Source organism: Vibrio rhodolitus (genome assembly GCF_003350325.1).
In the GTDB taxonomy this organism is placed as follows: domain Bacteria; phylum Pseudomonadota; class Gammaproteobacteria; order Enterobacterales; family Vibrionaceae; genus Vibrio; species Vibrio rhodolitus.
This window is the reverse complement of the sequence record NZ_QLYZ01000006.1, coordinates 71,483-88,906: the sequence shown is the minus strand read 5'-3', so window position 1 is coordinate 88,906 and position 17,424 is coordinate 71,483. Positions and strand designations below refer to the sequence as shown.

14 protein-coding genes and 3 tRNA genes are annotated in these 17,424 nt (G+C 42.4%); 9 read left to right on the top strand and 8 right to left on the bottom strand.

Annotated features, from left to right (window positions below; translation table 11 throughout):
* Window positions 1-49: 49 nt before the first annotated feature.
* Window positions 50-895, top strand: a complete 846-nt coding sequence (locus tag DPF93_RS08290; RefSeq protein ID WP_114765740.1) for an ion transporter — start codon at window positions 50-52, stop codon at window positions 893-895.
* 119 nt (window positions 896-1,014) lie between these two features.
* Here DPF93_RS08290 and DPF93_RS08285 read toward each other — a convergent pair whose 3' ends face one another.
* Both DPF93_RS08285 and asd read right to left on the bottom strand, forming a co-directional pair.
* On the bottom strand, window positions 1,015-1,668 hold the full coding sequence (locus DPF93_RS08285; protein WP_114765739.1) for a GntR family transcriptional regulator: 654 nt from the start codon (window positions 1,666-1,668) through the stop codon (window positions 1,015-1,017).
* Between the two features lie 227 nt (window positions 1,669-1,895).
* A complete protein-coding gene (gene asd / locus DPF93_RS08280; protein ID WP_114765738.1) occupies window positions 1,896-3,011 on the bottom strand; it encodes an aspartate-semialdehyde dehydrogenase in 1,116 nt (371 codons plus the stop codon).
* A 391-nt stretch (window positions 3,012-3,402) separates the two neighbouring features.
* Here asd and nhaC point away from each other — a divergent pair, with 391 nt between their 5' ends.
* Window positions 3,403-4,965: a Na+/H+ antiporter NhaC gene (gene nhaC / locus DPF93_RS08275; RefSeq protein ID WP_341866793.1), complete on the top strand. Its 1,563-nt coding sequence runs from the start codon at window positions 3,403-3,405 to the stop codon at window positions 4,963-4,965.
* Window positions 4,966-5,104: 139 nt separating this feature from the next.
* Here nhaC and DPF93_RS08270 read toward each other — a convergent pair whose 3' ends face one another.
* The 3 genes from DPF93_RS08270 to yejK all read right to left on the bottom strand — a co-directional run bounded on the left by DPF93_RS08270 (window position 5,105) and on the right by yejK (window position 8,876).
* Window positions 5,105-6,265: a chemotaxis protein gene (locus DPF93_RS08270; protein ID WP_114765736.1), complete on the bottom strand. Its 1,161-nt coding sequence runs from the start codon at window positions 6,263-6,265 to the stop codon at window positions 5,105-5,107.
* A gap of 238 nt (window positions 6,266-6,503) precedes the next feature.
* Entirely contained in the window at window positions 6,504-7,763 is a 1,260-nt protein-coding gene (locus tag DPF93_RS08265) for an Hpt domain-containing protein (RefSeq protein WP_164675340.1), read from the bottom strand.
* A 111-nt stretch (window positions 7,764-7,874) separates the two neighbouring features.
* The gene (yejK, locus tag DPF93_RS08260) at window positions 7,875-8,876 is read right to left on the bottom strand and encodes a nucleoid-associated protein YejK (protein WP_114765734.1); all 1,002 of its coding nucleotides are present in this window, start codon (window positions 8,874-8,876) and stop codon (window positions 7,875-7,877) included.
* Window positions 8,877-8,961: 85 nt separating this feature from the next.
* On the opposite strand from yejK, the gene DPF93_RS08255 reads away from it, so the two are divergent.
* The 4 genes from DPF93_RS08255 to DPF93_RS08240 all read left to right on the top strand — a co-directional run bounded on the left by DPF93_RS08255 (window position 8,962) and on the right by DPF93_RS08240 (window position 11,408).
* Entirely contained in the window at window positions 8,962-9,186 is a 225-nt protein-coding gene (locus DPF93_RS08255) for a YejL family protein (RefSeq protein WP_075708441.1), read from the top strand.
* A gap of 23 nt (window positions 9,187-9,209) precedes the next feature.
* The gene (locus tag DPF93_RS08250) at window positions 9,210-11,018 is read left to right on the top strand and encodes a DUF3413 domain-containing protein (protein ID WP_114765733.1); all 1,809 of its coding nucleotides are present in this window, start codon (window positions 9,210-9,212) and stop codon (window positions 11,016-11,018) included.
* Between the two features lie 52 nt (window positions 11,019-11,070).
* A tRNA-Pro gene (locus DPF93_RS08245) sits at window positions 11,071-11,147 on the top strand.
* A 170-nt stretch (window positions 11,148-11,317) separates the two neighbouring features.
* A tRNA-Ser gene (locus DPF93_RS08240) sits at window positions 11,318-11,408 on the top strand.
* Between the two features lie 311 nt (window positions 11,409-11,719).
* Here the strand turns inward: DPF93_RS08240 and DPF93_RS08235 are convergent.
* On the bottom strand, window positions 11,720-12,961 hold the full coding sequence (locus tag DPF93_RS08235; RefSeq protein ID WP_114765732.1) for a ferredoxin reductase family protein: 1,242 nt from the start codon (window positions 12,959-12,961) through the stop codon (window positions 11,720-11,722).
* A gap of 291 nt (window positions 12,962-13,252) precedes the next feature.
* On the opposite strand from DPF93_RS08235, the gene DPF93_RS08230 reads away from it, so the two are divergent.
* The 3 genes from DPF93_RS08230 to DPF93_RS21545 all read left to right on the top strand — a co-directional run bounded on the left by DPF93_RS08230 (window position 13,253) and on the right by DPF93_RS21545 (window position 14,525).
* Entirely contained in the window at window positions 13,253-14,035 is a 783-nt protein-coding gene (locus tag DPF93_RS08230; RefSeq protein WP_114765731.1) for a hypothetical protein, read from the top strand.
* A 158-nt stretch (window positions 14,036-14,193) separates the two neighbouring features.
* Window positions 14,194-14,284: transfer RNA gene (locus DPF93_RS08225), tRNA-Ser, on the top strand.
* A gap of 88 nt (window positions 14,285-14,372) precedes the next feature.
* A complete protein-coding gene (locus tag DPF93_RS21545) occupies window positions 14,373-14,525 on the top strand; it encodes a DUF6538 domain-containing protein (RefSeq protein ID WP_341866792.1) in 153 nt (50 codons plus the stop codon).
* 110 nt (window positions 14,526-14,635) lie between these two features.
* On the opposite strand, the gene DPF93_RS08215 is transcribed toward DPF93_RS21545, so the two are convergent.
* Together DPF93_RS08215 and DPF93_RS08210 are read right to left on the bottom strand one after the other, a co-directional pair.
* Entirely contained in the window at window positions 14,636-15,904 is a 1,269-nt protein-coding gene (locus DPF93_RS08215) for a sensor histidine kinase (RefSeq protein ID WP_114765730.1), read from the bottom strand.
* Window positions 15,905-16,385: 481 nt separating this feature from the next.
* Window positions 16,386-17,060 carry a response regulator transcription factor gene (locus DPF93_RS08210; RefSeq protein ID WP_114765729.1) on the bottom strand — a complete coding sequence of 225 codons (675 nt, stop codon included), beginning with the start codon at window positions 17,058-17,060 and terminating at the stop codon, window positions 16,386-16,388.
* Window positions 17,061-17,424: the final 364 nt, after the last annotated feature.

The window sequence follows — 17,424 nt, the reverse complement described above, 5'->3', positions numbered from 1 at the left end:
TCTCTGCTTTCTGGTATGATGTGTATATAGAAAATCACTTTGACACATCATGCCTAAAACCTCTTTAAAGCATCAGCTATATGTTGTTATCTTTGGCACCCACACTAAAGCTGGGCGCGCCTTTGATATCGCGCTAATCATTGCCATCCTCACCTCTCTTGTGATTCTAGTGTTAGAATCTCTTCCTTCTGTGATGGTCGAGTGGAGCGCTCAACTACGCTACTGCGAGTATTTCTTCACTGCGCTATTTACCGTAGAGTATCTATTAAGGCTCTACTGCTCGCCTAAGCCTCGATCTTATGCCACCAGCTTCTATGGCATTATTGATTTACTGGCGATCCTGCCGACCTATATCGCGATATTCTTCCCATCAGTTGCCTTTATGGGCGTGGTGCGCTTACTGCGTGTGATGCGTATTTTCCGCGTGCTGAAACTGGTGCGCTATCTGCAAGATTCAAACATCTTGCTGCGCTCGCTATTGATGGCCAAACGTAAGATTTTTATCTTCTTCAACACGGTGGCGATTTTGGTGACTATTTTAGGCTCACTGATTTACGTGATTGAAGGCCCTGCGAATGGCTTTACCAGTATTCCGCAAAGCATTTATTGGGCAATCGTAACCATTACCACCGTTGGCTACGGTGACTTGGTGCCACAAACCGCACTAGGTAAAGGCATTGCATCGCTCACCATGCTATTGGGTTATTCCATTCTTGCAGTGCCAACCGGCATCATCACTGCCGAACTCAACAATGAAATGAAATCGCACCGTACTTTGGTGAAATGCCCGAACTGTTCAAAGTCGGGACACGAGTCGGATGCGCTTCACTGCAAACACTGTGGCAGTGAGCTTGCAGAGCCCGATGAACGCGTTGTTGCTGGTAAAGAGAACTAAATGACTAGCACGTTGTTTTGATCTCAGTTACAGCCAATATTTCATTTTCTGCTGCTGTAGATACAAAAACGCCCACTCTAAAGTGGGCGTTGTAACAATTCGAGTAATGAGTTTTCAGCTTATTGATTCTCTTTAAGAGATTGGCACTGCTTAGTCACAGGCGTGATATTAGCTTTCGCTTCTGCCCATGCTTTATCTGAATCACCCGCGCAAATTGCTTCAATCATTGGAGCATGGCTCAACGCACTTTGCGTTAGGTCATAGTCTTCATGGGTCATACACAAATAGCTCTGTAGCTGATTGGCAATTTGGCTAAACGCTTTTTCCATGCGTTTACTGCCACTGACCTCAATAATGCAGCGGTGAAGATTAAAATCCGCTTCACTGATTGATTGAATGTCGGTATCTGGCTGAGCACAAAGATCGCAATACTCTTGAAACACGGCGCGTAACTTTTGTTTATCTTCCTCTGTGGCTTTTTCAGCCGCCATGGCAGCCGCTTGGCTCTCTAACGCCACGCGTAAGTTATACAGCTCCCAAAGGTCCTCTTCATCTAAAGAGAAGATGTGCCAACCGGCATAAGGTTTCTGTACCACTAAACCTTCATGAGAAAGCGTATTTAATGCCATACGAACTGTGCTACGTGACAAATCTAAGTCTTTTGCCAAGGTGCTTTCAACGATCTTCTCGCCCTGATCCATCTCGCCTTTGACGATTTTGTCTCTCAGGTAATCTGCGGCTTGTTCTTCTAGGCTCTGTTTATTGATTTTCATTGTTACGACTAGTCTTTACTTTTTGCATACGTCGCCCATTGCTTGGCTGCGACATCCCTTCCATGTTTGACGCTATCATAGCAAATTCTATCGGAGCACCGAACGAATAACGTCGCATTAACAACTGTCTGCTCTAAATATGCTCAGCATTGCATTAAATTCAACCACAATAAACGCAAAAGGCTACAGCATGTGCTGTAGCCTTCAATTTTTAACTTAGCTGATGATTACTGCTTTTCAGCTAGGATGATACGCAGAGTGCGACGTAGTGGCTCAGCCGCGCCCCAAAGCAGTTGGTCACCCACGGTGAACGCGTTGAGGAAGTCATCACCCATTGCCATCTTACGTAGACGACCTACAGGGATAGATAGCGTGCCCGTGACTTTCGCTGGCGTCAGCTCTTGCGCTGTAATATCACGGTCGTTCGGGATCACTTTAACCCAATCATTGTGCGTAGCGATGATCTCTTCAATCTCGTCCATTGGCACATTTTGCTTAAGCTTAATGGTTAGCGCTTGAGAGTGACAACGCATCGCACCGATACGTACACAAGTCCCATCAATTGGCACAGGCGCATTTTGGAAACCAAGGATCTTGTTTGCTTCAACGCCAGCTTTCCACTCTTCTTTACTCTGACCATTGTCGCGTTTCACATCAATCCATGGGATCAATGAGCCTGCCAGTGGCACGCCGAATTTGTCAGTTGGGAACGAACCGCTGCGCATTGTGTCAGCGACTTTTTTATCAATCTCAAGAATTGAGCTTGCTGGATTAGCGAGCTCTGAGCTCACCGCATCGTTAATCACACCCATTTGTGAGATAAGCTCACGCATGTTTTGCGCGCCAGCACCTGATGCAGCTTGGTAAGTCATCGCACTGGTCCATTCCACTAGACCTTTTTCAAACAGACCACCTAAGCCCATAAGCATCAAGCTTACGGTACAGTTACCACCAACAAAGGTATTGGTGCCGCCATGGATGCCTTGTTGAATTTGCAGATGGTTTACCGGGTCAAGGGTAATGATTGAGTCTTCTGCCATACGCAGCGTTGATGCCGCATCAATCCAGTAACCTTTCCAACCGGCTTGGCGAAGTGCCGGGTAAACTTTTTCGGTGTAGCTACCACCTTGACACGTAATCACCGCATCAAGCTGTTTTAAACTTTCAATATCAAACGCATCTTGCAGATCGCCAGCATCTTTACCTAAAAAAGGTGCAGGAATACCCACTTGTGATGTGCTGTAAAATACGGGTTCAATAAGGTCGAAATCGCCTTCTTCTACCATTCGTTGCATCAGCACAGAACCAACCATGCCACGCCACCCAACTAAACCTACTCTCATCGTCAACTCTCCGTGTACTCATTTAAAAAAGGTATTCCTGTCATATTTCATTTTTCGTACAAAAATCTCAAGCTAAAAATTGAACTTTAATCGGTTATTTTTAAATTTATGTTGTTACAAGGCATTTTTAGGCGACATTTTTGCTAAACAAGCGTTGTTAAACGAACAAACATCCACCAGAGACAATAAAACATTTGTAGCACATCATTATCACACCCCAGCACACCACAAACACTCGCCGATCACACGACATTAACCGAATTAACCGCCCATTTACTGACTTGGAGTTTTTTCCTACAAAAGAGCGACAAAATCTCGAAATATTCACCCAGCTAATGTATGGTTTCGCCGAATAAAAAGGAGTTAACACTCAAGTTCTTCACCTAATTTCATACTCTACAGAAAGATTTATTATAAAAATCGCACATTTATGAGTAGAAACAGTTCAACCAGTGATTATTTACAGAATAACCAGTTAAACCGCGTGAAGAGTTCGATTTTAATAGCAAAGAGGCTCGCTATGACGCAACTTACCCCTCGATTGCCAAGCCTGACACAAGTTATTGTTTCACTTGGTTTATTTCTACTGATGGCATTTTCGTTCACTGCCCAGTTAAATCTACCAATTCAGCTAGCACTTTATATCGGTTGGTTCATCATCATTACCTTAGGTCTAAGACTTGGTCATAAATACAAAGATCTTGAGCAAGCAGCCTTAAATGGTATTTCAAATGGTCTAGGTGCAGTTTTAATTCTGTTAGCCGTTGGCGCTCTTGTCGGTACCTGGATCTCTGGCGGTATCGTACCAACCATCATTTACTATGGTCTTAAAGCTATCCACCCTTCTATTTTCCTTTTGGCTACCATGGTAATTTGCTCGCTAACTGCGCTAGCAACGGGTACTTCTTGGGGTGCTGCTGGTACGGCAGGTATTGCCATGATGGGTATTGGTCAGGGTCTTGGCGTTCCAGCACCGATTACTGCTGGTGCCGTGCTTTCTGGCTGTTACTTTGGCGATAAAATGTCTCCGCTGTCAGACTCAGTGATTCTGGCATCATCAATGTCTAACGTTGAAGTCATGGAGCATATCAAAGGCATGCTACCGATCGCGCTAATCAGCTACATCATTACCGGTATTCTTTTCACTCTGTTTGGCTTCCACTACGCTGGCAACGTGGATATGTCTCAGGTGCAAGATGTTATCTCGGCGATGGACAACCAATTCTACATCACGCCACTTTCATTTGTGCCTGTGGTAGTGGTACTTGTACTGCTGGCAATGCGTATGCCGTCGTTCCCGGTGATCAGCTTTGGTTCACTACTCGGTATTATCTGGGCGGTAACCGTGCAAGATGTCGATTTCCTCACCGCATTTAATACCGCATGGGCACCATTTGCGATTTCATCAGGTGTCGACTTTATTGACTCGATTCTAAACCGTGGCGGCATGTCTTCGATGCTTGGCTCGGTTGCGGTCATCGTGTTTGGTCTAGGTTTTGGTGGTCTACTTGATAAAGTTGGCGTTTTAGAAACAATTGCGAAACTGTTTGAGCGCCGTGTTAAAAGTGCGGGCTCTTTAGCAACATCAACCATCGCCACCGCATTTATGGGTAACGTCTTTGGTTCTGCGATGTATGTATCGCTGATCTTAACGCCAAAAATCTGCGCGAAAAACTATGACCGTTTGGGCTTTAAGCGCAAGAACCTATCACGTAATGCTGAGTTTGGCGGTACGCTGACATCAGGCATGGTGCCTTGGAGTGACAACGGTATCTACATGGCAAGCATTCTAGGTGTCGCTACCCTGTCGTACGCGCCGTTTATGTGGTTAAGTTTCGTGTGTATTCTTGTCACCATTATCTGTTCATACATGGGCTGGTTTGTTGACCCATGTGAGCCTCAAGCACAAACAGCCAGTGATGAGGCAACAGAGCTGAAACAGCAAACGGCATAAACAAACTGTAGCAAAAAGTTTTCTGAAAACAGAAGAGCGCCCCCTGTTACTATATACAAACAATGAGGCGCTCTTTTTATATCTATCTTTTTGTAACTTAAACAAAACCTAACAAGGCTAGGCTTTAAACCTCTTGGAACTATGCCGTTGGCTTGTTTCTTACTGCCGAACGTTTACCCAACATATAGCCAAGCCCAAGCGGGGCAAAGAAAATCACGACAATAAACAGCACGAAGTACAAGATGGTACTTTTGATTAGCTCAATCAGTTTATCCATCGCAAGATTAACCACTTGCTGCGAGACATGGTCTAAATCTTGAGTTAACTGCTCACGTTCATGAGAGATGATGGCGGCTACTTCTTGGCGCTCTCTGGCCACCATGGCTTCTAACGCTTTACGCTCTTCGCTTAATTGGTTCAAACGCTGCTCGGTTTTACTATCAATATCTTCCACCAGCGGTTGCAGCTCTATCGCCATTTTTTCCGCCAAATCGCTCATGTATTGTGGGTTATTGATGATGAAGTCATTGAGCGCATCGGAAGTGATCTTCAAGCTATCTAAGGCTTGGTTTACCTGTTCGATGCTAGCGGTACTATTGAGTGCCAATAGCTGCGCTTTCCAAGTCATGATCTTTGGCGTTTGCTCTGAAACTAAGCTTAAACGGTCAGAGACATCACCAATTGCTTCAGGCATAGTGCCTAACGTTGTCACCGCATCTTCTTCGCTGATCTGATTGGCAGCGAGCCAAGCGCGATAAGCTGGCGTGCGAATAAAGCTTAAATCGCTAAACGGGTGCTGCTTAGCAAATTCGCTCACGAAGTGACGCGAGGTGGAATAGGAGTTGCCTTTTAGCAGTGACTTCGCAAGATCATCTATCTCACTCGCAAGATGAGCAGAGACTAGCTTTGCCGCATCATGGGTAAACAAACCTTGCCCATTTCCTTGCGAGTAGAACTGATCCATCTGCTCGGTAAACACCCAAGTATCAATCAAACCGGCCATTGGCGAAACCTGGTAGGCAGCTGACTGTAAGCCCTCTTCAGCGTTAATCTTCCACAGCAAGACGTAAGATTGATGGACCTGATCTCGAGCATCATATTGGTCATGCAACACATCAGCAGCTTGCTCAACTTGAGCAAAAAACTGCTGAGCATACTCTCGAGTGAGAATACGCATATTGAGTTCTTGCTGAGTAAGTGGTGTGGTTTGACTATCGATTTTCACCGCGAGCAATGAACAACCGGATAAAGAGAAAGCAATAACAACAGCAAAGAGCCTTAAGCGATAGATAAACTGCATAATCGAACCTAACTACATCATAACCAAGTACGCGAACAAACGAGTGCACATCTAATACAACAGAAGCACCGAGTATTAGAGCTTATATACTTATACATCATATAGTTATGTTTTAGGTCAGAGAATCTTCAAACGGCTGATTATTTTATCAACCGATGAGAGAACCAGCGCTTACACTCAGGTAGCAGTCAATCCGTCACAAGCGTTGTAGCCCCTGCTCTAACTGCGGTTCAGTTGTCTAACTGTTATGCTGTTCGATAAAGGCTTGTGCTTCTTGCATAGCCTGTTTTAAGCGGCTTTCGAGTACGGGTAATAAGGGCTCAACTAAAGTGATATTTTGCCCAATCGCTTCTTCGATTTGTGCGGCAATATCGCGTAATTGATAAGCGCCAAGGTTACCACCCACCCCTTTCAGGCTATGGGCTTTGCGCATTGCCTCATCGGGAGCTTGGCTAAGTTGCTGGCTAATTTGCTCAACATCATCTTTATGATCTTCTATAAAGACTTCAAGCAACATACACACCGATTCCGTATCCCCGTCTAATGTATCGAGCATGACACTAAAATCAATTTGCGCTTGCTGCTTTTCTTGCTCAGCTTCACTGCTCGTAGGTTGACTCACTACCTCCTCAATTGGCTCATCACTCTCATACTCAATCTCTTGATTAAGGTGATCCACTGAAGACTCATCACTGCCCTCCACCCGGTTTACGACCATAGAATGAAACATCGCCATAATCGCAGTGATAAGAACACCACTCAGTACGATGCCAATCACCATCGCGCGTTCCAGCGCGTGATGGAACTGAATTTCCACTTGACGCACTTCGCTATGCACCGAATGAGTGATCAAGCGCTCAACCAGATACCCCCCCTGAGCAAAACGGCTCATTACTGTTGATGTATCAGCAAGTGCCGCTTGCAAGTAAACACGCTGCTGGGGGGAAAGAGACTGAGACTGGCTATAAAGTGCATCTAAATCGCGATAAGCAAGCGAACTGGAGGTTTGCGAGGAAAACAGCGCTTCAAACACATTGGCGCTGAGCTGGTAGTAAAGCGCTTCGACTTCAGCTTGAGATTGCGTCAGTTCTCGCTTTTGCTGGATGTCGGTAATTAAGTCTTTCAGTGCCAATTCGGTATCAATATAAGCATGGCTTAATTCGACAAAACGCTTGGTGGTAAATAACAGTTGTTGCACATCAGGCTGAAACCAAGCCATTGCCAGCTTGGGTTTTAATTCTTCACACAACTCGGTGATGTTGCTCAGCAGTTGCACTTGTTGGCTGGTCATTTGGCTACGATAAGGCTTGTCGAAATAAAGTGAATTGCGAAACTCGTGGATGTAGTCCCCCATTAATTCAATGTTTTGCACGCGTTTGTCTGTGGCTTGATAATTAAATATCACCACTGCAATCGCGACAAACCACAGAAGTACAAGAGACCAACCTAGCTTTAACTGACGCTTATCCATATGCTGTTTTTCACTTTTATTGTCCACCAATACAAGCATATACGGAAAAAACCAGAACGGTAGAGATGAGTAACAGTTTTGTCGAGAAGAGACAAAAAAGCCTCGCGTTGCGGCGAGGCTAGTCATACAAAATTGGGATTAGCGATTACGAGTTAACTGATCGCGCAGATTTGGCGGAGTGCCTTTAATCGTTAGCGTATCGGTTTCCGGATCATAAAACACACGCTCGCCGAGAAGCAGACTATCAAAGTTGATGTTTAAACCACCGCCCGCACCAACATATTTAGTCAATTTACGCACGGTTGAACGATCAGCAGGGAAGCTTTCTTCTAGCTCGTAGCCATGATCTTGCGTGTAGTCTAAAAAGCTTGTGCCATCTTGCGCCGGTGGCAATTCACCTGATAGCTCTTTAATGTACACTTCATCGCCTGATTTTAGTTGATCATTACAGTAATCATACACTTGCTTTTTGTAGCTGATCGCTTCGTCTTTCTCTAACTTCGAATCGGCACAGAAATCTTCCACCGCTTGCATCAACACTTGGTTTTGCTGCTTAGTATCTAGACCGATTTCTGCTTGCAGAAAATCAAGGAAGAAATCCGCTACTTTACGACCAACACGCCCCTTGATGTAAGTAAGGTAACGGTTCGAGTCTTTATCAGTTTCGTAGCTCGACAAATCGATGCGAGCCGCGATGTCCATCTTACTCAAATCAAGGTATTCGGTCGCACTGATATCAAGACCTTCTGTCACCTTCAAGCTTTGGTTTGACGGGATAATACCCACGAATAGGTAATCCGTAGCTAACGATTGGTACTCGGCAAACACCAAGATCCCCTCGTCTGCAAATGGGTATTTTGCTAACTCTTCTTTTAAGCGATTGGCGCTAACTTGCGAGAAATCATAAAAATCTCGCTCTTTTTTGCGCAGCTCTTGCAACCAGAGTTGAAATTCACTGTCAGACTTAAATGATCCAAAGCCTTTACCAGCTTTCGAATTGAACACTCTATGTAGTTCTGCGACAAGGTTTTCTGTCGAACTGTCGTTCGCGAGTGATTCACCACGAAAGTTGACCACCAACTCATCAGAATCGTTTTTTTGCAATTGATGTAAAATTACGTTTGAAAGGTGTAGGCTCATGTTAAATTTATCGTCGTTCTAGGATTCAGTTGCTCGGCATTGTAGGTTATCATAAGCCGCTTTACTATTATTCATTAGAGTCTTTATGCCGATTACATCTAAATACAGCGACGAAAAATACGAAAACATTTTGACGGAAGTTGCTGCCGTGCTTGAGAAGCATGGTGCAGGTCCAGATCTGTCATTAATGATCGCTGGTAACATTGCAACCAACGTAATTAACGAGCGTGTGGGTGTTACTCAACGCAAAGCTATTGCAGAAAAATTTGCTCAAGCACTGCTGTCTTCAATCGACGACAAAGCACACTAATTTAACCGGATAATAGAACGTACATGGTAGATAACGGAAATACATACGCTGAGCGAGTTTCGCGTTTAGTTGGTTGGGGACACTGGTTTGCCTTTTTCAACATTATCGCAGCCATGCTTATCGGTACCCGATATATCACTCAATCACCGTGGCCTGAAACACTACTCGGGCAACTATATCTCGCGGTCTCTTGGGTAGGTCATTTCGGTTTTCTTGTTTTTGCCGTCTACCTATTAGTTCTTTTCCCGTTAACGTTTGTCGTACCGTCACGTAAGTTATTCCGCTTACTGACGGTATGTTTAACCACACTAGGGTTAACTTTATTGTTGATTGATACTCAAGCGTATCAATCTATCAACTTGCACCTAAACCCAGTGGTGTGGGAAGTCCTTTTCACTGATAACAGTGAAAACATCAGTGGCGTAAGTGCTGACTTACAGCATCTGTTTGTCGTTTTACCGCTGATCTTTTTAATCGAACTTGCTCTGTCTGAGTGGGTTTGGCGCAAACAGCGCAAACTGTCGCACAAACATATCGGTCGCCCAATTGCCGGGGTCTTTTTCCTCTGCTTTATCTCAAGCCACCTAATTTATGTTTGGGCAGACGCTTATTTCTACAACCCAATCACGTCACAGCAGTCTAATTTCCCACTGTCATATCCAATGACCGCGAAGTCATTTATGGAGAAGCATGGTCTGCTTGATCGTGAAGAATACTTAAAACGCCAGCAAGAAAACCTCGGTGAAGCTGAGCTTGTGCGTTACCCATTAGAAAAACTTGAGTTTAACCGCCGCTCAAATCCACTCAATGTCTTGGTGGTGAGTGTGAACAATTTGCGTGCTGATGCGCTCAACGCGACTGACATGCCGAACACATTCCAATACTCGACGGAAAACTTGAGCTTTAATAACCACTTCAGCTCAAGTAATGACAGCAACGGTGTGTTCGGTTTGCTATATGGCTTGCCAACAAGTTATGCAAGCAGCATCAAGGCGCAACAGTCATTGCCAATCGTGCTGGAAACACTAAAAGACAATGACTACCAAATTGGTCTATTTAGTGGTGATAACTTTAGCGATCCGCTCTATAGCGATATTGTCTTTAACGGCTTAGAAGTAACCACCGTTACTGAAGATGCAACGGATTCAGGCGATCGCAAAGCGATCCAAGCTTGGAGTCAGTGGGCAACAGAGCAAGGAAATCAACCTTGGTTTAGCTTTATCGAGCTAACAACGTTAGATGACTTTAGTGACTACGACAGCAAATCAGGTAATGCGGTAGCGGATCTTAAAGAGAACTACCGACAGTCTGTTAATTCTGCTGACCATGAGCTTGCGACTCTGTACCAGCAAATCAATGAATTGGGCTTATCTGACTCAACTGTCATCGTGATCACCTCTAACCATGGCACTGAGTTTAATGAGACTCGCACTAATAGCTGGGGCTCAAGCACCAACTACAGCCGCTACCAATTAGAAGTGCCAATGATTATCCATTGGCCTGGCAAAGTTGCCGGACAGTACAATCACCGTACGAGCCATCTCGATCTGTCTGTGACCTTACTGCAAGATCTCATGGGCGTTTCGTCCAACCCAGCGGATTACAGTAGCGGTCGCAACTTGTTTGATGAGCGTGCCCGTAAGTGGATTTTAGCCGGTGATTACCATGAGCTAGCGTTGATCACCAATAAGAATACGACTGTGATCGACAAGTATGGTAACTACAAACTTTATAATAGTGATTACAAGCGCTTGCGCGATGAGAACCCTGCTCTTCCTGTCATTATGCAGGGATTAACAGAATTGCAGCGTTTCTACACAAAAAGCCAATAAATCATAACGTTATATTTGACCCCACCGATTAATCTCGCTAGATTAATCGCATCGGACTGTAGCGCAGCTTGGTAGCGCACCGTCATGGGGTGTCGGGGGTCGGAGGTTCAAATCCTCTCAGTCCGACCATACACCTAAAAAAGAGAGCTCCGGCTCTCTTTTTTGTCATTGAATAATGACGAAATAGTTAAATAAATGGGTGTTTGAATTGAAATTTGCCTAAAACGCTCATATTTAAATCAAACAGTAAAAACAGGGGTTTACAAGCTCTCTCATCCCTTATATTATGCGCACCACACGGAGAGATGGCTGAGTGGTTGAAAGCACCGGTCTTGAAAACCGGCATACGTTAATAGCGTATCTAGGGTTCAAATCCCTATCTCTCCGCCACATTCAAAACCCTAGTCGAAAGACTGGGGTTTTCTCGTTTTAAAACACTAAAAATTTGAGAAGGGCTCTAAATCCCTAGTCGTGTGCGACCCCAGCACTCCGCCACATTCAAAACCCTGGTCGCAAGACTGGGGTTTTCTCGTTTTAAAACACTGAAAATTTGCGAAGGGATCTAAATCCCTAGTCGAACGCGACCCCGGCACTCAGCCACATTTAGAAAGCCCGCAAATTTCTTTGCGGGCTTTCGTCGTTTCAGGGCTAATGCATTATTGAGTCGAAATACTAAGTCAACCGCCTCAGTTTTTCCTCACTTAGCGCATTACAAAATTTTCATTGTGCCACTGCTCTTCTTGCATTCCCTGTTTAACTAAACCCTGCTTAATGTCCTCTAGCATCTCAACTGGTCCACAGCCAAACATCTGATATTCAGAAATAGAGTTATTCAGCTTGCTTTTAATCACGCTAGCATCGAGTCGCCTGTCTAGATCGGATTTCGAATAGAACTGTACTCCTACCTTGCCACACTCTTTTTTCACCCATTCAGACATGCTTTCATAAAACTCACCCCGACCCATGTAGAAAAGATGGATTTCTTGCTCACTTGATGTCTTTGCACTTAGCCAAGCAACGAAAGGCGTAATACCAATGCCACCCGCAATCCATACTTGTGGTTTGCTATCTTTCTTGTGATTACTGAGCTGTCCATAACCGCCATCCACAGTGACCATCTGACCCACTTTTAACTCCGTTTGCAGCTTAGCTGTATGTTGTCCGAGGTTTCGAATGATAAAGCTAAGGTTTTTATTCTCAGGGTTAGAAACAATGGTAAATGGGTGAAAATGTTCAATCTTCTCAAAACCAAAGTCGAGGTAGGCAAACTGTCCTACTTCATAGTCAATGGCATCATTTATCGGCACCATTTGAACTGCAACAGCATCCCCAATAGCGCGAACCTCAACCACTTGATACTGCTTATAAGATTTCTTAACCAAGAACGATTTGTAAATAATACCGGCAATACCAACCAGCGACACTAAGGCTAATGACAAACCAGTAATAGTCGTCAACTCAAAAGGTACGTCAGAGAAAAACGTATGGTAAACCGATACTAAGAATATCGGCGCCATCAACTTGTGAGTATAAAACCAAATCCGATATGGTAAGCGTCGAACCATGCTTACCCCACCAATCAACAACAAACCATATACTGCCCACTGCCCCATCTCCTCACCAAATTCGGTGAATGCTGGGAATGCACTATTACCCGCAGGACCCGGCACCAACAACCAGTGAAAACTAGCGCCAAGTAAACCCGCAATACCTAACCATTTATGCCACACGTAAGCTTTATCAATACCACCGAGAGCCTTGTCCAACCATTTAGGTCGACAGCTAATGACTATCGCGGCTGACATACTCATCATTGATACAGTGGCAAAATATGCTGGGATTTTTCGCGCTAACTCAAGTTCTTGTGGGAGCAGAAACCAAAGACCGATACTAACTACAACACCAATCAAGACAGCCTTGAATACCGGTGATAATTTAAACATTCTCATTTCCAATTATTTCTTATGAAGACATTATGTCTGTCGATAATTGAACTCAGAATGAACAACTTACCGCCATTTTCTATCGAGAGATCACCGAGCAATCAAAGAAACGCAGCTCTCCCTTTTCATAAGATATGGGCAAACTATAATCACCGTAAAATCAACACTTTGCATCAATATCTCAATCCTAAAATCATTTTAATCTAAATGATTGCCAGCACCGCGGTTTTCGCGCAATTTCCAGCACCGAGTATTCCATTTCCTTTCTCAATACAAAATAACGGTGTAATAATGAAAACCAATAAATCACTTACTGCCTTATTCTTGGCTTCTGCGCTATCGCTAGGTTTAGCAGTTCAGCCTGCTATGGCTCACGAGTACACACTTTCAGTTGAAGACGCAGAGCGCTACGGCATTGAAGTACCAAAAATTAAAGTGAACTACGATGTGCTTCCATACCAGCACATTCTATTTGGCTTCCAACTGCACGTTGAACTTGAAGGCGCAACACTAAACACAACTAACGTTAATACTTTGAAAGCGGCAACAACCATTTCGACGCATAACGTGGTTCGCCCTTACCGCGCTAGCGCAAATACGATTAGCTACCGCATCTCAGGTGAGTTTGATCACCGCGCAGTCAACTTCATCGACTTCACTTTAGATAAAAGTGTGCTTTCAACCGATCACGACTTAACTATTCGCATCCCAGTTGATATCGACGTTACACCACCAGATACCCCACATGCATTGGCAAACACAGTTGCAACACTAAATGTCGATGGTGTACATGCTGAAGATTTTCTAGTGGATTCAAATCGTACCCTTTACAAAATCACTCTAAGTGAAGGTGAATTCCTACCAGGTTGTGCAGACCCAATCGCACATAGCATCATCCGCACCAGCAACATTGAAGGTATGGTACGCATCTGGAAGAAAACTAATAAGACTGTTGAGTTTGTTGTTGAAGGTGGCTACCACAAACCAATCGTGGGTAACTGGAACTTCGAGCTAGAGCCGAATACGACAACACTGAATAAGACTCTGCACCTAAGCACTCCGGTTGCATACTAAGTTTGAACAAAAGCACTCTACTAGAGTGCTTTTTATGAGTTTTCTGACCTAAAGTGAGCTTCGAGTGATAAATTCTCTCTAAATCGCTCACAAATAAATCAAACAGTAAATTTAGGGGTTTACAAGCGGATCAGACCCTTATATTATGCGCACCACACGGAGAGATGGCTGAGTGGTTGAAAGCACCGGTCTTGAAAACCGGCATACGTTAATAGCGTATCTAGGGTTCAAATCCCTATCTCTCCGCCACTTATTTACACGAAAAAGCCCTTGATTTTCAAGGGCTTTTTCGTATCTGTAGTACTGCAAGTCACTTCTAATCCAATGAGATGAGACAATGTACCTACAAAAAGCGCCCAACGGCGTCTATCAAACCCGCATTTGCGTCCCCAAGCCATTAAGACAATTTGGTTATCCATTCGACATCAAAGTCAGCTTAAGCACCAAAGAACGCCCAGAAGCAATTGCACGCAACTATATAAGTAGCTAACTTCCTTCGAACAGCTATTGGAAGCATTGATCCTTCACAGCCTCCCAAGTTTGCACACTTTAAATCAGGGCTTGATCAGAACATAGATAATATCCGCCATACATTTGCTGCTAAAAAACAACTCTAACCACTCTACCATTTGGTAAGCTTTTTTCCTCCATAAGCCAATTTTTTTTCAAGCAAATTTTATCTACAATAACTAACCCTAAACCATAACCTGAGCTAGAGTCACCAAAATTCACTCCGCCATTTTTATTTATCACTAATAGAGTATTTTTTTTCTGCTTGATTATGACTTTTCCTTCCTGTGTATGTTGAAAAGCATTTCTTATCAAATTAGAAATAACGATCTTAAATAATTCTCTATCTATTAAACATTCAAATTTGTCAGTGTATATCTCAACAGTGACCGTTTTCCCAACTAAAATAAATCTCTGCTCGTTAACTACCGTTTCAATCAAACAACTAATCAATGTTACAATTTCATTCTCTCTGATTAATTCGTTCTTATTCAAATGCAGTAACGAATCACATATTAAAGTCATATGTTTACTATTAACATCTATTCTATCAACGCATCGTAAAATATTATCTTTTGAATAATTCCTTTCTATCATTTTCTTGACCAAGTCAGAATTTGATCTGATAATCGATATGGGAGTTCTAAGCTCATGACTAGAATATTTAACAAAATCATGCTCGCTTTCTAAAGCATTCCGCTCGGATATAATTGACTTAGACATTATAATAGCCAAGTCATTCAACTCCTTAAATTTAAAGTCAGGAAGAGTAGTTAAATCATCAGAACTATCAATTGAACTCGCCCAGACTCTAAGGGAAGTAACTGGCTTGCTTATCAATCTAAACAAAAAAAATAATAATAATAATGTTAGAAATGAAAATGAAATTATTGAAATGATCGTTAACTTAAATTCGGGGAAATAGTTTACTTCTAATGTATCTGAAAGCTTGTCATACTCACTATTTTTTATTATTAAAGAAATATACTTCACTTCATTATCTGCATTTTTCTTAATCAAAAAGAAAACAGTCTTTTGAGGTTCCATACCTGACATATACTTGGAATCGCTCTTGATGGATAATTCATTTGATATTAAATCTTCTTCTGAAAACTTTAACTGAAATATTATTGGCAAATCGGTCCAATCAGATGCAACTACATAAGGTAGATCAACGACTGGATGACCCGGTTTGGGATTAGACAACTCTGCAATTTCAAACATTACGGCTTTAACAACTAGTCGCCCACCTTGTAATAAACTATAGTTCGAATAATTATAAAAAAACACCACAAAGGTGATGCATATAATTGATGCTATGCAAGTGGAATAAACTTTTATACTACTCTCGATTTTCATTACTTATTCTCAATCAATCTACGTTAAATTAATTTCATATGAAAGATATATAATACATGCTAGGAGTAGCTCTCGTTTACAGAGCAAAATTAGCTGGTCTTACTTTATCTAACCCTTCGCTTTTATAGGTAAACCTAAACATGGTATAAGTCAGATTCGACTTTTTCTACTCGGACGACGTAGTTTCCTTAGAAAATCGACTTTCATACACAAATAGTTACTCGAATCGATAAAATTAGCGTAACTTACACCATTATGCTCTCAAGCACATACAGAATTATGGTCGCCTTTCAGATGCCAAAACCGTGATCTTCTTGATAAAGGGTATAGATCAATTGCTAAACGACCAAGCTTTAATTAATCGCTATTCACTATTATTGAAGAAATCATTCAAAACTACAAAACAGTTCAAAAAATCTATGGTATTACTCATTTCGTTTTAGCTCTTATGCTAAAAAGTTAATGTAGAAAATGATTATTTTCACTTTAGTACATACCCATATTTAGACACGGTCTGTAATAGATTATGTCCACCACTTTGTTTCATTGTTTTTCTTAGATTGTGCATATGGACTTTCAAACTATTGCTGTCGGGAAACATGTCCCCCCAGACAGACTCAATAATTTTTTCCCTACTAACCGGAGCGGGACTGGAAAAAACCAGTGTTTTTAGTATCTTGTATTCCACAGGTGATACTTTCACTTGCATCCCATCGATAACCACTGAACGGTTTGATAAATCGAACTCTAAATTACGTATTTTCCTTTTTTTAACCATACCGATACGACGACTAAGCAAACTTGTTACTCTTGCTGCTAACTCTTCTATTGAGAATGGTTTAGTTAGATAATCATCAGTGCCTACTTTAAATCCACATAGTTTATCTGACAAGTCGACTCGTCCACTCAACATCAAAATTGGAATATCATTCCCTTCCTCCCTTAGGATCTGACATATTTTAAAACCAGACATTAGCGGAAGGTTTACGTCAAGAATAACGGCGTCATAGTCATTCTTCTGAAGCAATTCGAGACCCAAAACTCCATTCGCCGCATGGTCGCTCATAATACCTTCAACGTCAAAGTAATCGACTATTGTTTGTGCTAGTTCAATATTGTCCTCTATGATTAGGATGGATTTGTTTACCAAATTCATAACAACGAAGCCTTAATTAATAATAAAATTACGTACATTTTTGTCATGACACTGAACTTCCACATTTAACATCAATAACGATAAATTATAAAATAATCCCATATGATAATGTTTTCATGGTTAATAAAAGGTTAAGAATAGCACATTGCACGCAAAAATAATTTGTCGTGACCATACATACTTTTAATTCAAAGGAGCAACCCTATTATTTCCCATTCTTACGAAGAATATGATTTTTTAGTATTCGACTTTTCTTCTGGCGCAGTTAACAGCCTTACTTAGGTATTAAAAGAAAAATAGTTGGTGTATGAGATTCCTTTAATTTCAATCCTGGGTAACTAATTAGGCGTAAAACATTTTATGG

Bases quoted from the DNA above. Each gene is read 5' to 3' on its own strand.
- DPF93_RS08290 (WP_114765740.1), top strand. From the start codon at position 50: ATGCCTAAAACCTCTTTAAAGCATCAGCTATATGTTGTTATCTTTGGC.
- DPF93_RS08285 (WP_114765739.1), bottom strand. From the start codon at position 1,668: ATGAAAATCAATAAACAGAGCCTAGAAGAACAAGCCGCAGATTACCTG.
- asd (WP_114765738.1), bottom strand. From the start codon at position 3,011: ATGAGAGTAGGTTTAGTTGGGTGGCGTGGCATGGTTGGTTCTGTGCTG.
- DPF93_RS08270 (WP_114765736.1), bottom strand. From the start codon at position 6,265: ATGCAGTTTATCTATCGCTTAAGGCTCTTTGCTGTTGTTATTGCTTTC.
- yejK (WP_114765734.1), bottom strand. From the start codon at position 8,876: ATGAGCCTACACCTTTCAAACGTAATTTTACATCAATTGCAAAAAAAC.
- DPF93_RS08255 (WP_075708441.1), top strand. From the start codon at position 8,962: ATGCCGATTACATCTAAATACAGCGACGAAAAATACGAAAACATTTTG.
- DPF93_RS08250 (WP_114765733.1), top strand. From the start codon at position 9,210: ATGGTAGATAACGGAAATACATACGCTGAGCGAGTTTCGCGTTTAGTT.
- DPF93_RS08235 (WP_114765732.1), bottom strand. From the start codon at position 12,961: ATGTTTAAATTATCACCGGTATTCAAGGCTGTCTTGATTGGTGTTGTA.
- DPF93_RS08230 (WP_114765731.1), top strand. From the start codon at position 13,253: ATGAAAACCAATAAATCACTTACTGCCTTATTCTTGGCTTCTGCGCTA.
- DPF93_RS21545 (WP_341866792.1), top strand. From the start codon at position 14,373: ATGTACCTACAAAAAGCGCCCAACGGCGTCTATCAAACCCGCATTTGC.
- DPF93_RS08215 (WP_114765730.1), bottom strand. From the start codon at position 15,904: ATGAAAATCGAGAGTAGTATAAAAGTTTATTCCACTTGCATAGCATCA.
- DPF93_RS08210 (WP_114765729.1), bottom strand. From the start codon at position 17,060: ATGAATTTGGTAAACAAATCCATCCTAATCATAGAGGACAATATTGAA.